Annotated in this window: 13 protein-coding genes; 7 read left to right on the top strand and 6 right to left on the bottom strand. The window is 67.1% G+C overall.

Annotation, left to right across the window (positions count from 1 at the left end; genetic code table 11):
- Window positions 1-75 precede the first annotated feature (75 nt).
- Genes Q9R14_RS06690 through Q9R14_RS06680 form a run of 3 tightly spaced genes read left to right on the top strand, consistent with a single transcriptional unit; the run spans window position 76 to window position 2,332 of the window.
- Window positions 76-642, top strand: a complete 567-nt coding sequence (locus Q9R14_RS06690) for a shikimate kinase (protein WP_165117140.1) — start codon at window positions 76-78, stop codon at window positions 640-642.
- Window positions 639-1,745, top strand: a complete 1,107-nt coding sequence (aroB, locus tag Q9R14_RS06685) for a 3-dehydroquinate synthase (protein WP_306003907.1) — start codon at window positions 639-641, stop codon at window positions 1,743-1,745. The genes Q9R14_RS06690 and aroB overlap by 4 nt, the downstream gene beginning before the upstream one ends.
- Complete coding sequence (locus Q9R14_RS06680; RefSeq protein ID WP_306004130.1) at window positions 1,745-2,332, top strand: GNAT family protein; 588 nt, start codon at window positions 1,745-1,747, stop codon at window positions 2,330-2,332. Before aroB ends, Q9R14_RS06680 begins: the two co-directional genes overlap by 1 nt.
- On the opposite strand, the gene Q9R14_RS06675 is transcribed toward Q9R14_RS06680, so the two are convergent.
- Window positions 2,329-2,754, bottom strand: a complete 426-nt coding sequence (locus tag Q9R14_RS06675; protein ID WP_084140420.1) for an MliC family protein — start codon at window positions 2,752-2,754, stop codon at window positions 2,329-2,331. The two genes, Q9R14_RS06680 and Q9R14_RS06675, sit on opposite strands and share 4 nt — an antisense overlap.
- 50 nt (window positions 2,755-2,804) lie before the next feature.
- Window positions 2,805-3,263 carry a tRNA adenosine(34) deaminase TadA gene (tadA, locus tag Q9R14_RS06670; RefSeq protein ID WP_066626629.1) on the bottom strand — a complete coding sequence of 153 codons (459 nt, stop codon included), beginning with the start codon at window positions 3,261-3,263 and terminating at the stop codon, window positions 2,805-2,807.
- A gap of 12 nt (window positions 3,264-3,275) precedes the next feature.
- Between tadA and Q9R14_RS06665 the strand changes: the two genes are divergently transcribed.
- The 4 genes from Q9R14_RS06665 to rsmD are packed head-to-tail and all read left to right on the top strand — an operon-like array spanning window position 3,276 to window position 6,515.
- Window positions 3,276-4,832 (top strand): pseudouridine synthase, encoded by a 1,557-nt coding sequence (locus Q9R14_RS06665; protein WP_306003906.1) that lies wholly within the window; start codon window positions 3,276-3,278, stop codon window positions 4,830-4,832.
- Between the two features lie 23 nt (window positions 4,833-4,855).
- Complete coding sequence (locus Q9R14_RS06660) at window positions 4,856-5,266, top strand: GFA family protein (protein WP_306003905.1); 411 nt, start codon at window positions 4,856-4,858, stop codon at window positions 5,264-5,266.
- 29 nt (window positions 5,267-5,295) lie between these two features.
- Complete coding sequence (locus Q9R14_RS06655) at window positions 5,296-5,940, top strand: TMEM175 family protein (RefSeq protein WP_306003904.1); 645 nt, start codon at window positions 5,296-5,298, stop codon at window positions 5,938-5,940.
- Window positions 5,940-6,515, top strand: coding sequence for a 16S rRNA (guanine(966)-N(2))-methyltransferase RsmD (gene rsmD, locus Q9R14_RS06650; protein ID WP_306003903.1), 576 nt, complete (start codon window positions 5,940-5,942; stop codon window positions 6,513-6,515). Before Q9R14_RS06655 ends, rsmD begins: the two co-directional genes overlap by 1 nt.
- Before the next feature lie 34 nt (window positions 6,516-6,549).
- Here rsmD and Q9R14_RS06645 read toward each other — a convergent pair whose 3' ends face one another.
- The 4 genes from Q9R14_RS06645 to topA all read right to left on the bottom strand — a co-directional run bounded on the left by Q9R14_RS06645 (window position 6,550) and on the right by topA (window position 12,868).
- Entirely contained in the window at window positions 6,550-7,002 is a 453-nt protein-coding gene (locus tag Q9R14_RS06645; RefSeq protein ID WP_306003902.1) for a low molecular weight protein-tyrosine-phosphatase, read from the bottom strand.
- A 7-nt stretch (window positions 7,003-7,009) separates the two neighbouring features.
- Window positions 7,010-8,023, bottom strand: coding sequence for a hypothetical protein (locus Q9R14_RS06640; RefSeq protein ID WP_306003901.1), 1,014 nt, complete (start codon window positions 8,021-8,023; stop codon window positions 7,010-7,012).
- A 140-nt stretch (window positions 8,024-8,163) separates the two neighbouring features.
- Window positions 8,164-10,056 carry a DNA mismatch repair endonuclease MutL gene (gene mutL / locus Q9R14_RS06635; protein WP_306004129.1) on the bottom strand — a complete coding sequence of 631 codons (1,893 nt, stop codon included), beginning with the start codon at window positions 10,054-10,056 and terminating at the stop codon, window positions 8,164-8,166.
- A 196-nt stretch (window positions 10,057-10,252) separates the two neighbouring features.
- On the bottom strand, window positions 10,253-12,868 hold the full coding sequence (gene topA, locus Q9R14_RS06630) for a type I DNA topoisomerase (protein WP_306003900.1): 2,616 nt from the start codon (window positions 12,866-12,868) through the stop codon (window positions 10,253-10,255).
- Window positions 12,869-13,001 lie beyond the last annotated feature (133 nt).

The following is a 13,001-nucleotide window of genomic DNA, read 5'->3' as shown; positions in this document are numbered from 1 at the left end:
GGTTTTCTGGATCATGCCTGCCCGCGCCGCCGCCTTCGCCTTCCTCTCGACCGACCGTTCCGCCGGAGCCGCCGGATGAGGCGGCGCGCGAATCCGGGTCCGACCCGCACCATAGCCCTGGTCGGCCTGATGGGGGTGGGCAAATCGTCGGTCGGTCGTCGGCTGGCCAATCGGCTGCGACTGCCGTTTGCGGACGGGGATGTAGAGATCGAGGCGGCGGCCGGAATGACGGTTTCGGAAATCTTCGCCGCCCTGGGCGAGGCTGAGTTCCGCGCCGGCGAGGCGCGGGTGATCCGCCGCCTGCTGGAGGGGCCGCCCATCGTGCTGGCGACCGGCGGCGGGGCGATGATGAACCCGGAGACGCGGGCGCTGCTGAAGGCCAAGGCCGACACGGTCTGGCTGAGGGCCGATCTGGCGGTCATCGCGGAACGGGTGGCGCGCCGCGACACCCGGCCCCTGTTGCGCGGCAAGGACCCGCTGGAGGTGCTGACCGGCCTGGCCGAAGCCCGCTATCCCATCTACGGCGAGGCCGATGTGACCGTGGACGTCGGGCAGGGCTCGCACGGCCAGGCGGTGGACGCCATTCACAAGAACCTTCGCCGACACTGGCGCCAGAGACGACGCACGGAGACCCCGCAATGACGATCATTCCGGTCAGCGGCGGCGCCTTTGCCGCCTATGACGTCGTGGTGGGGCGCGGGCTGCTGGCGCAGGCCGGCGCACACATCGCGCCGTTGGCCAACGGGCGGACGGTCATCATCACCGACGAGACGGTTGCGGGCATCCACGCCGATACCCTGACCGCGTCGCTGACGGCGGCGGGCGTGACCAGCGAGATCGTGGCGGTGCCGGCGGGCGAGGGCTCCAAGTCCTTCGCCGAGCTGGAGCGCGTCCTGGACCGACTGCTGGAGATCGGGCTGGATCGCAAGGACGTGGTCATTGCCCTGGGCGGCGGGGTCGTGGGCGATCTGGCGGGCCTGGCGGCGGCCCTGTTCATGCGCGGCATCGACTTCGTGCAGATTCCGACGACCCTGCTGGCCCAGGTCGACTCGTCTGTCGGCGGCAAGACAGCCATCGATACGCCGCGCGGCAAGAACCTGGTCGGCGCCTTTCATCAGCCGCGCCTGGTGCTGGCGGACATCGACGTGCTGGCGACGCTGCCGGCACGCCAGGTGAGGTCCGGCTGGGCAGAGGTGCTTAAGCACGGGCTGATCTGCGACGCGGCCTTCTTCGACTGGCTGGCGGGCGAGGGGGCTGCGGGCGCCAAGGGCGATCCGGCGGCGCTGGAACGGGCGGTGATCCGCTCGGTCGAGATCAAGAGCGCGGTGGTCGGCGAGGACGAGAAGGAGGCGGGGCGGCGCGCCCTGCTGAACCTGGGCCACACCTTCGGCCATGCGATCGAGACCGAGGTCGGCTTCGACGAAGGGGCGCTGGCGCACGGCGAGGCGGTCGCCTTGGGCTGCTGCATGGCCTTCCGATATTCGGCGCGCGAAGGACTGTCTTCGGCCGCCGATGTCGAACGGGTCGAAACGGTGGTCGCAGCGGCTGGGCTGCCAACGCGGCTGGATCAGGCGGGATCGTTCGCGGCCGACCGTCTGCTTGCCCTGATGGCGGGCGACAAGAAGGCCGAGGGCGGGGAGCTGACCCTGATCCTGGCGCACCGCATCGGCCAGGCCTTCGTCGCCAAGGGCGTGGATGCGGCCAAGGTTAGGGCCTTCCTGATCGAGGAAGGCGCGACCGCGTGATGCAGATCGCCGCGGTTCCTCTGGAGGACCGCTTTGTGCGGCTGGAGCCGTTCGAGGAAGGACTGAAAGCCGAGGTCAAGGCCGCGCTGGATTGCGACCCCGCGTCCTGGGATATCATGGTCGCGCCAGCCTATGGCGATCATTTCGACGCCTGGTGGAAGGCCGCGCTCGCGGCGATGCAGGCGCAGACGCGAATCGCCTATGCGGTGCGGCGGCGCTCGGACGGGGCGGTGGTCGGGACGACCAGCCTGTACGAGATCAACCCGGCCTATTGCCGCTGCGAGATCGGCTCGACCTTCTATCGGCCCGAGGCGCGGGGCGGGGCGATCAACCCGGCCTGCAAGCGGCTGTTGCTCGGTCATGCCTTCGACGCGGGCGCGGTTCGGGTCGAAATCATCACCGACGCCGTCAACGTGCAGAGCCAGGCCGCCATCCTGAAGCTGGGCGCCAAGGCCGAAGGCGTCCTGCGCAAGCACAAGATCACCTGGACTGGCCGGGCGCGCGACACGGCGATGTTCGCCGTCATAGACGACGACTGGCCCGAGGTGCGCCACACGCTGGACCGGCGGTTAGCGGCCTTCGCTTAGTCTACCGCCCGGCATTCCGTCGGCTGGCGGCCTTCGACGGACCAGGTGGCGAGGACGCCCTTGCCGCGCAGTTCGACGTTGGAAGCGCGGTACCAGATGCCGTCGGCGGCGCGTTCCTGATACAGGTCGATGGCCTCGCCGGACGAGTTGCGGATGGTGGCCATCTGGCGCGGGTTGTCGAAATCGACCGACAGGCGTTCGCCGTTGTCGCAAAGATAAACGGTGTGCACGACGCGGTTTAGGGTGCGGTCCTGGATTTCGGCGCCGGTGCGCTGGCGGGCGGTCTGGGCTTCGATGGCGCGCTCCTTGACCTCGTCGCCGGTGCGCGGCGCCTTGTCGGGATCGGCGCCGCAAGCGGTGAGGAGGGCCAGGGCGGCCAAGCCGCTGAACACGATCGACTGCGGCAGATCCGGCTTGAACAAGGTCTTTTCCCTCCACGGCCACGCCCAACGGCGCAGCTTTTCGCGGCGTTCTAACGTGCGCCGCCTGTCGCCGTTCCCCGTCTTTGACGGAAGAAGGATTTGAGCAGCGACGACGCCTCGTCCGCCAGAAGGCCTGAGTCCGTCGTCGGCCGCCAGTGGCAGGTCGGCTGTTCGAACAGGCGCGGACCGTGGATGACGGCGCCGCCCTTGGGATCGTCGGCGGCCCAGACGACGCGGCCGATGCGGGCGTGGCTGATAGCGCCCGCGCACATGGCGCAGGGCTCCAGCGTCACATAGAGGGTCAGGCCGGTCAGGCGATAGTTGTCCAGCGCCGTCGCCGCGCGCCGCATGGCGACGATCTCGGCATGGGCGGTGGGGTCGTGGGCCGCAATCGGACCGTTGGCGCCGGTCGAAATTACCTCACCTGAAGCAGGATCGACAAGAATTGCGCCCACGGGCACCTCTCCTGCGTCCGCCGCCGCTTGCGCTTGGTCCAGCGCCATGCGCATGAACCGCTCATCATGGTCCGCCATACAGACGACAACGACAAGAAGCCCCGCGCCCGTCAAGACGAACGGTCGCCCCGGCCCTTTAAATCCTCCGGTCCCCGCAAGAGCGGCGACGGGACGAGATCATTCGGCGACAAGCCGCGCGGCCCTCGCGAAGACGGCGCCAAGCGGTTCGGCGACAAGGCCGACCGCCCCCGCAGCGACAAGCCGCGCAGCGACCGGCCCCGCACTGATAAGGGCGGCAAGGACGGCAAGTCCAAGACGCCTGAGACGCCTCTGCGCGCCGAGCGAATCGCCAAGACCATGGCGCGCGCCGGTATCGCCTCGCGCCGCGAGGTCGAGCGGCTGATCGGCCTGGGCAAGGTGGCGGTCAACGGCCGCATCCTGGATACGCCCGCGACCCTGGTGACGCGCGACGACGTCATCACGGTGGACGGCAAGCCCATCGGTTCGACCCAGGCGACGCGCGTCTGGCGCTATCACAAGCCGGCGGGCCTGCTGACCAGCCACAGCGATCCGACGGGTCGCCCGACGGTGTTCGACGCCTTGCCGGCCGGTCTGCCGCGCGTGATCTCGGTCGGACGACTGGATCTGGCGACCGAAGGCCTGCTGCTGCTGACCAACGACGGCGAGCTGAGCCGGGCGCTGGAGCTGCCCTCGACATCGCTGGTGCGCCAGTACCGGGCGCGGGCGCGGGGCAAGATCACCCAGGAGCAGCTGGACGCGCTGAAGGACGGCGTGGTCGTGGACGGCGTGTCCTATGGTCCCATCGAGGCCAAGCTGGACAAGGCCAAGGAGTCCAAGTCCGAGGACGGTCGCGCCCCGGCCAACCTGTGGATCTCGGTCTCGATCACCGAGGGCAAGAACCGCGAAGTCAGGAAGGTGCTGGAATCCGTCGGCCTGACGGTCAACCGGCTGATCCGCCTGGCTTACGGCCCGTTCCGCCTGGACGTGCTGCCGGTCGGGTCGGTGGAAGAGGTCGGGCCGCGCGTGATCCGCGAGCTGCTGGCCGACTACATCCGGCCCGAGAACCTGCCGACCGGCAATACGGTCGAGACGCCCGCGCCCATCCCCGGCCGTCGGGTGTCGACGCCCATCGTCAAGGGCCGGTCGGGTTCGGCCATGTCGGACCCGTCGCGCAAACCCAGTCGCGTCCGCGCCGCCGAAACGGCCCAGGCGGATGCGGTCGAGCGCCGCGAGCGTCCGCCCAAGAAGGAAGGCTGGGCCAAGGCCGCGCCCAGGTTCGAGCATTCCAAGACCTTCAAGCCGCGCGAACGCACCGCGCCCGCCGGCGACCGCCCGGCGCGTGAGGCCAACTCCGTGAGGGATGGAGATCGGCCCAAGCGCGCCTTCAAGCCGCGCGACGACCAGTTCATCGACGATCGGCGCGGCAAGCCCGGCGCCAAGCCGGCGGGACGCGCCGGTTCCGGCCCCCGCGCAGGCGGTCCCGGCGGAAAGCCGAGCGGCGGCCGCGACTTCAAGCCTCGCACGGGCGGTGGTGGCAAGCCGGCCGGTCCGTCTGGAACGAGCGGACGCGGGCCAGGCGGCAAGCCGCGCACGCCCCGCTGAGGATCGCCGCCGAGGACTGAGCGATGACGATCTCGACCGGGCGGTGCCTGTGCGGCGCCGTCACCTTCACCGCGACGCCGAACGGCGGGATGCACGCCTGCCACTGCCCGACCTGCCGGCGGCAGTCGGGCGGCATCCTGTTCAGCGTGGACTGCGGCGACAGCGTCGCGGTCACGGGCGAGGTGGCGACCTATGTGTCGTCCGACTGGGCGACGCGTCAGTTCTGTCCCGCCTGCGGGACCGGCCTGTTCTGGCGCTCGAACGACGGGGCGATCACCATGGTCTCGGCCCAGGCGTTCGACGATCCGTCGGCCTTTGTCCTTGAGGATGAGTTCTGCATCGAGAGCAAGCCGGCGACCTATGCGCTGGCGGGCGAGCGGCCGCGCCTGACGACGGACGAGCTATGGGCGCAGTTCGCGCCGCCGCAGGATTGACGACAAGGGTTGCGACAGGGGGAATGGCGATGACGACGACGACAGCAGACCTGAGCCCGGCGAAGGGCGATCACAGCCTAGAACGGCTGCTGCTGTTCTCGGACGGGGTGTTCGCCATCGCCATCACCCTGCTGGCCATCGAACTGCATGTGCCGGAAGGCTGGAACGGACAGTGGGCCAGCCTGTGGGCCGAGCGGTGGCCGATGTTCACCGCCTTTGCGCTCAGCTTCGCAATCATCGGCGTCTTCTGGAATACGCACCGGCGGGTGTTCGCCCGCATGACCGGCTTCAGCAACGGGGTGATGCTGTTCAACATGCTGGCCCTGGCGGGGGTGGTGCTGATGCCGTTCGCCACGACCCTGCTCTACGAACAGCCGCGCAACGGCGAGGGGGCCTGGATCTATCTGAGCCTGGTGGCCCTGGTCGGGGTGATGCACGCCGGCGCCTATGGCTGGGCCGCCTTCGTGACCGATGCGATCCGGCCGCGGCCGCATTGGGCGGTGCGCGCCACGGTGGTCGTGACCCATGCCCTGATGCCGGGACTGGCCTGCGCGCTGAGCTTCTTCCTGATGGCGCGGGGCGTGGGGCTGCTGGCGGCCATGACGGCGCTGGCGCTGGGTCTGTTGATCGCCGGCCGGGTGTGGGTCGGACGCCGCTTCGGCGGAGCGGCCTGATGCGGATCGTCGCCGGAAGCCTGAAGGGCCGGGCCATCGTCGCGCCGGAGGGGCAGGGCACGCGCCCGACCTCTGATCGGGCGCGCCAGGCCGTGTTCAACGTGCTGGAACACGCCGCCTGGGGCGAGAGCCTGCAAGGGCTGCGGGTCATCGACCTGTACGCCGGTTCGGGCGCCCTGGGGTTCGAAGCGGTCAGCCGGGGGGCGGGCTTCTGCCTGTTCGTCGAGACGGACGACGGGGCGCGCGGCGCGATCCGCGAGAACGCCGACGCCTATGGGCTGATGGGGCGCACGCGAGTGCATCGGCGCAGCGCCACGGACCTGGGCGTGCGGCCCGGCCCGATCGCCGAGGCGTTCGACCTGGCGTTTCTGGACCCGCCCTATGGCAAGGGGCTGGGGGAACAGACGCTGGTGCGGCTGATCGAGGGAAGCTGGCTCAAGCCCGGCGCCCTGGTGGTGTTCGAGCGCGGATCGGACGAGCCGGAGATCGACACCCCCGGCTATCAGCGGCTGGACGTGCGCGACTATGGCGCAGCCAGGGTGCTGTTCCTGAAGGTTTCGCCGACAGCCGAGTGATTGGCGACGCTGCCCGTCTCTCAACGGGTGGGGGTTACAGCTTGGCGACCAAAGCTTTCGCCGCCGCCGTCACCTCGGCCCAGGTGATTTCGAAACCGTCGTCGTCGCCGAAATAGGGATCGGCGACGGCCTGGCCCTCGCGGCCGGGGACGTGGTCGAGCAGCAGGCTGAGCTCGGCGGTCGCATCGGCGGGCCGCAGGCGGCGCAGGTTTTTCAGGTTCTCGTGGTCCAGAGCGATGACATGGGTGAAGCGGCGGAAGTCCGCCTGCGTCACCTGCCGCGCCTTCAACCCCGAGATCTCGACCCCATGCCGCCGCGCCGTCGCCTGCGCCCTCGGGTCCGGCGCCTCGCCCGCATGCCAGTCCCCGGTCCCGGCGGAATCGACGATCAGGTCGAGCCGGAGCCGCTCCGCCTCGGCGCGCAGGGCGGCCTCGGCGAGGGGAGAGCGACAGATGTTGCCGAGGCAGACGAAGAGAACGGAGGGCATGGGGCCTTCAGGTTGCGAAATTTCTTGATAACATTTGAGATGCTGTGGAAGCAGTGATCTGCGCCGCTCCCACCATATTTTTCGCTGCATTCCGTCCATCTTTACGGAACTGATCTAGTTGACTGTCGAGGTTGCTGACTAGGCGTGTGTCCAGAAGCATTCGAACAGCCGTCCCTTTCAAATGTGGTGGAATATCAGTTTTTGTGGATCCGCTAAGCTTAATGCCTGCATCTCCGCTGTAGATTGAAAACGATCCAGCGTGTCGAAAAATTCGACTTGTCATGTAGAGGCCGTAACCGGAATTCTGCCAAGGATCGTCGCCGCCTTTTCCTGCAGCTATGTTCCCTGACACGCCTGGCAGTAGGGCTATCTGAATAGCTTCTCTATCGGTTTCGTATTCGTATCGGTCATTGTCGGAGAGGCCGTCACGGATTCCTCGTCCGCAATCAGTTATTCCAACTTCGACTGAATGCCTTGTTGGCCAGTATTGAGCACAAATGTATGCATTTTCAGCTTCGCTATGCTCTACAACATTACGAATGATTTCTCGAATTGAAAAAGTTAGGGTGTCTAGCAATGGTCCGTCGTTGAACCGTGTTAACATCTTCGCAAGATCAGCTGATCGATTTTCAATTATAAATCCAGGGTGCTTATCGAGGGCGGATGCTTCCCTCTCAATCTGCTCACGACCAATCTCTGTGATTGGGATGTAGGTGGAACTACCATTCGCTTCGCCCGGTGCGTTTCCATGATCAAGGCCAAATGCTTTAAATAGTCCCATGTGCGCAGCATAGGAGTGTTTTTCATAATTTTTGGCGAAACAAGCGCTCCCTTTTCTATCAATCTTGAACTGGCGAAGTTGAGTTGCCAGCAAAATCATTGAAAACGGAGGCATAAATCGTGGACTTCCGAAATCTACGACATACTCGTCGGCGTCACCTAATGCGTTTAGATCTTTGCTAAACTTAGATATGCTTTCTGGTGATCGGTCTTGCGGTATCGAGATGTCGATCGTAGACAATTTTTAGCCGTCATTGAATGGATTTCTTGCGGCTAAATTTATCGCCTGAGTTGTAAATATTTCGTCTTTTGACGTAGCTCTAGAAGAAACAAAATCGCTGGATAGCGATGTGGCTATTCCTCGTGTCCGCGGGACATTCTTCACCTTCTCCCGAACAGCTTCTCCAGATCGTGCAGCTTCAGCTCCACATAGGTCGGGCGGCCGTGGTTGCATTGGCCGGAGTGGGGGGTGGCTTCCATCTGGCGGAGCAGGGCGTTCATCTCCGGCGCCGAGAGGACGCGGCCGGAGCGGACGCTGCCGTGGCAGGCCATGGTGCCGCAGATGGCGGCGAGGCGTTCCTTGAGCGACAGGGCCTGGCCGTGTTCGGACAGGTCGTCGGCGATGTCGCGGATCAGGCCCTGAACGTCGGTGTCGCCCAGCATGGCCGGAGTTTCGCGCACCAGGACGGCGCCGGCACCGAACGCCTCGACGATCAGGCCCATCTCGGCCAGTTCCTCGGCCCGCCCGGCGACGCGTTCGGCCTCGGCGGGGTCGAGATCGACCACCTCGGGCGTCAGCAGGGCCTGGCGGGTCACGGCCCCCTCGGCCATCTGGGCCTTCATCCGCTCATAGACCAGCCGCTCATGCGCCGCGTGCTGGTCGACGATGACCAGGCCGTCTCGGGTCTGGGCGACGATATAGTTGGCGTGGAGCTGACCCCGCGCGGCGCCCAGGGGGTAGTCGAGGGGGTCGGCGGGGGAGTGAGCGGTGAATCGTGACTCGTGACTGATCGAGGCGGCATCGGCGGGTTGCGACGGCCATGACGGGCCGTCCCAGCTGGGTTCGACGCGGGCGCTGCGTTCGTTGAGGCCGGGCAGGACTTGCGCGGCCGCTGCGGGCTGGGACCAGCCGCTGAAGCCTTGCGCCGACGAGGCGCTCGGGCTGTAGGCGGAATCGGAGGCGACGCCGGTGTGGGGCTGGAAACCCGCCTGAAAACTGGATAGGGCGTCGGCGGCGACGGTGGTGCTGGCGCGGTGGCCGGCGGCGTGGAGCGCGTGCCGCAGGGCGCCGACGATCAGGCCGCGCACCAGGGCCGGATCGCGGAACCGGACCTCGGCCTTGGCGGGGTGGACGTTGACGTCGACATAGAGGGGATCGATGTCGAGGAAGAGGACGGCGGCCGGGTGCCGGTCGCGCGCCAGGAAGTCGGCGTAGGCGCCGCGCAGGGCCCCTTGCAGCAGCCGGTCCTTCACCGGGCGGCCGTTGACGAACAGATACTGATGCGCCGCATTGCCGCGCGAATAGGTGGGCAGGCCCGCATAGCCGGACAGGCGCACGCCGTCCCGCGCCTGATCGATCAAGAGGGCGTTGGCCTCGAAGTCGCGGCCCAACAGGGCGGACAGGCGCTTCAGCCGGCCCTCGTCGCCGGGGTGTTCGGCGGGCAGGCGCAGGGTGACCTTGCCGTCCAGCGACAGGGTGAAGGCGACGGCCTCGTGCGCCATGGCCTGGCGCTTGATCTCTTCGGAGATGGCCATGGCCTCGGACCGCTCGGACTTCATGAACTTGAGCCGGGCGGGGGTGGCGTAGAAGAGGTCGCGCACCTCGACCCGCGCGCCGTGCGGGCCGGGGAACGGGGCGGGGGACAGGGGCCGGGTCTCGCCGCCCTCGACCTGAATGGCCCAGGCGTCGGTTGCGTCACGCGATCGGGTGGTGATCGACAGGCGGGCGACCGAGCCGATCGAGGGCAGGGCCTCGCCCCGGAAACCCAGGGTGTGGATGCGCAACAGGTCCACGTCGCCGGCGTCGTCAGGCTCCAGCTTGGATGTGGCGTGGCGTTCGATGGCCAGCGGCAGTTCCTCGCGCGGAATGCCCTTGCCGTCGTCGGCGATCAGGATGCGAGACAGGCCGCCGCCGTCGGCCTGGATCTCGATATTGCGACCGCCGGCGTCCAGGGCGTTCTCGACCAGTTCCTTGATGGCGCTGGCCGGCCGTTCGACCACCTCGCCGGCGGCGATGCGGTTGACGGTTTCGGGGGAAAGGCGGCGGATGGGCATGAGCAGGCGAAGATAGGGCGCGGGGGGGATTCGCGCCATGCGTCAGGCGTCCTTCTCCCCATGGGGAAGAAGGTGGGGCCGGAGGTCTCGGATGAGGGGGCTGTCGGCCTCTGGATGGTGAGGGGGAGACGGCGTCTGGCAGCCCCCTCATCCGTCTCGCTCCGCGAGCCACCTTCTCCCCCGAGGGGAGAAGGGATTACTCGGCGGTCTTGGCCTTTTTCGCCGGAGCCTTCTTGGCGGCCGGTTTCTTGGCGGCGGCCTTTTTCGGAGCCGCAGCCTTCTTGGCGGGCGCCTTCTTCTTGGGCGCGGCGCCGGCCTTGGCGGCCAGAAGAGGCAGGGCGTCTTCCAGGGTCAGGTCTTCGGGCGCCGTGCCTTTCGGCAGGGTGGCGTTGATCTTGCCGGACTTGACGTAGGGGCCAAAACGGCCGGCCATGACGTGGATCGGCTCGCCCGTTTCCGGGTGGGCGCCCAAATCCTTGAGCGGAGCCGCACCCGCGCCGCGACCGGGACGACCGGCGCGCTTTTCCGCCAGCAGGGCCACGGCGCGGTTCAGGCCGACCTCGAACACCTCGTCGATGTCAGACACATTGGCGTATGTGCCGGCGTGCAGGACGAAGGGTCCGTAACGGCCCAGGCCCGCCGTGATCATCTTGCCGTCCTCGGGGTGGACCCCGACCTCGCGCGGCAGGGCCAGAAGACGCAGGGCCTGATCCAGCGTCAGGGAGGCGGGCGACCAGCCCTTGGGCAGGGACGAGCGTTTGGGCTTGTCGCCCTCCGGCGGCGTGATTTCGACATAGGGGCCGAAACGGCCGATCTTCAGCTGGACCGGTTGGCCCGTTTCCGGATCGACGCCCAGTTCGCGGTCGCCGCTCTCGGCCGAGCCGTCTTCAGCCGAGGGGCTGGCGACGGGACGGGTGTATTTGCACTCCGGATAGCGGTCGCAGCCGATGAAGGCGCCGAAGCGGCTGGTCTTCAGGCTGAGCTGGCCCTGGTGGCACAGGGGGCATTCGCGCGGATCGGAGCCATCGCCCTTGTCCGGGAAGATGTGGGCGCCGAGGCTTTCGTTCAGGGCGTCCAGAATGGCGGTGGTGCGCAGTTCGCCGGCGGCTTGGGTCGCGGCGTGGAAATCCTGCCAGAAGTTGCGCAGCAGCACCTTCCAGTCCAGCTGACCGGCCGAGACCTCGTCGAGCTGGGTCTCCAGCGCGGCGGTGAAGTCGTATTCGACCCACTTCCTGAAGAACTGCTCCAGGAAGGCCGTCACCAGCCGTCCCTTGTCCTCGGGATAGAAGCGGTTCTTGTCGACGCGGACGTATTCCCGGTCGCGCAGGGTCGACAGGGTCGAGGCGTAGGTCGAGGGTCGGCCGATGCCCAGTTCTTCCAGCTTCTTGACCAGGGTGGCTTCCGAATAGCGCGGAGGCGGTTCGGTGAAATGCTGGTCGGTGCGGATGGCGTCGACCTTGGCCTTGGCGCCTTCCTTGAGCGCCGGCAGGCGGCTGGTGTCGTCGCTCTCGTCGTCTTCGGCGCCCTTCTGCTTTTCGTCGCGGCCTTCCTCATAGACGGCGAGGAAGCCGTCGAAGGTCACGACCTGGCCGGTGGCGCGCAGACCCGTCTGGCCGTCGGCGGTCTCGATGTCGACGGTGGTGCGGTCCATCCGGGCCGCCTCCATCTGCGAGGCGACCATCCGCTTCCAGATCAGTTCATAGAGGCGCTGAAGATCGGATTCGAGGCGCAGGCTGTCGGGATGGCGGGCGATGTTGGTCGGCCGGATCGCTTCGTGCGCTTCCTGAGCATTCTTGGCCTTGGTCTTGTAATAGCGCGGTTCCTGCGGGACGAAGGCCGGACCGAACTGCTGGCCGATGACCTCGCGCGCCTGGGCGATGCCCTCGGGCGTGGTCTGGACGCCGTCGGTCCGCATATAGGTGATCAGGCCGCCGGTCTCGTCGACGCCCTCATACAGTTTCTGCGCCGCCTGCATGGTGCGCTGGGCCGAGAAGCCGAGCTTGCGCGCCGCTTCCTGCTGCAGGGTCGAGGTGGTGAAGGGCGGGGCCGGATTGCGGCGAACGGGCTTCTTTTCGACCGCATTGATGGTGAAGTCGCCGGCGGCGATGGCCGCGCGGGCGGCCGAAGCCGTCGCCTCGTCCTTGATGTCCAGACGCTGGATGCGCTTGCCGGCGTGCTTGACCAGGCGAGCGGTGAAGGGCGGGCTGTCGGCGTTCAGGTCGGCCTCGATGGACCAGTATTCCTGAGCCTTGAACTTCTCGATCTCCATCTCGCGATCGACGACGATGCGCAGCGCCACGGATTGGACGCGGCCGGCCGAGCGGGCGCCCGGCAGCTTGCGCCACAGGACCGGCGAGAGGGTGAAGCCGACGAGGTAGTCCAGCGCGCGGCGGGCCAGATAGGCCTCGACCAGTTCCATGTCGATCTGACGCGGATTAGCCATGGCGTCGAGCACGGCGGACTTGGTGATGGCGTTGAAGGTGACGCGCTGGACCTCTGTGTCCTTCAGCGCCTTCTTCTTGTTCAGGACCTCCAGCACGTGCCAACTGATGGCCTCGCCTTCGCGGTCGGGGTCGGTGGCCAGGATGACGCGGTCGGCGCGCTTGGCGGCCTCGGCGATCTCGGACAGGCGTTTGGCGCCCTTGGCGTCGGCTTCCCAATGCATGGAGAAGTCGTCGTCGGGCAGGACCGAGCCATCCTTGGACGGCAGATCGCGGACGTGGCCGTACGAGGCCAGAACCTCATAGTCCGAGCCCAGATACTTATTGATGGTCTTGGCCTTTGCGGGGCTCTCGACGATGACGAGGTTCATAACGGTCCGGTCTCGGGAAGGGGCGCGAACGTGGTTGGAGCGGAGCCGTGAGTCAATCGCACCTGTCGTCTTACACCCCAAGGTAGTTGTGTTTTAATGAAGCGCGGTTAGATTGTGTGTCTGGCAACGGAGA

The organism is Brevundimonas sp. C43 (genome assembly GCF_030732185.1).
Taxonomy (GTDB): domain Bacteria; phylum Pseudomonadota; class Alphaproteobacteria; order Caulobacterales; family Caulobacteraceae; genus Brevundimonas; species Brevundimonas diminuta_C.
This window is presented reverse-complemented; position numbering and strand designations above follow the sequence as displayed.

Excerpts from the sequence above, each read along its gene's own strand:
- aroB (WP_306003907.1), top strand. The coding sequence starts at position 639 with ATGACGATCATTCCGGTCAGCGGCGGCGCCTTTGCCGCCTATGACGTC.
- tadA (WP_066626629.1), bottom strand. The coding sequence starts at position 3,263 with ATGCGCATGGCGCTGGACCAAGCGCAAGCGGCGGCGGACGCAGGAGAG.
- Q9R14_RS06665 (WP_306003906.1), top strand. The coding sequence starts at position 3,276 with ATGGTCCGCCATACAGACGACAACGACAAGAAGCCCCGCGCCCGTCAA.
- topA (WP_306003900.1), bottom strand. The coding sequence starts at position 12,868 with ATGAACCTCGTCATCGTCGAGAGCCCCGCAAAGGCCAAGACCATCAAT.
- Q9R14_RS06660 (WP_306003905.1), top strand. The coding sequence starts at position 4,856 with ATGACGATCTCGACCGGGCGGTGCCTGTGCGGCGCCGTCACCTTCACC.
- Q9R14_RS06680 (WP_306004130.1), top strand. The coding sequence starts at position 1,745 with ATGCAGATCGCCGCGGTTCCTCTGGAGGACCGCTTTGTGCGGCTGGAG.
- Q9R14_RS06645 (WP_306003902.1), bottom strand. The coding sequence starts at position 7,002 with ATGCCCTCCGTTCTCTTCGTCTGCCTCGGCAACATCTGTCGCTCTCCC.
- rsmD (WP_306003903.1), top strand. The coding sequence starts at position 5,940 with ATGCGGATCGTCGCCGGAAGCCTGAAGGGCCGGGCCATCGTCGCGCCG.
- mutL (WP_306004129.1), bottom strand. The coding sequence starts at position 10,056 with ATGCCCATCCGCCGCCTTTCCCCCGAAACCGTCAACCGCATCGCCGCC.
- Q9R14_RS06655 (WP_306003904.1), top strand. The coding sequence starts at position 5,296 with ATGACGACGACGACAGCAGACCTGAGCCCGGCGAAGGGCGATCACAGC.
- Q9R14_RS06690 (WP_165117140.1), top strand. The coding sequence starts at position 76 with ATGAGGCGGCGCGCGAATCCGGGTCCGACCCGCACCATAGCCCTGGTC.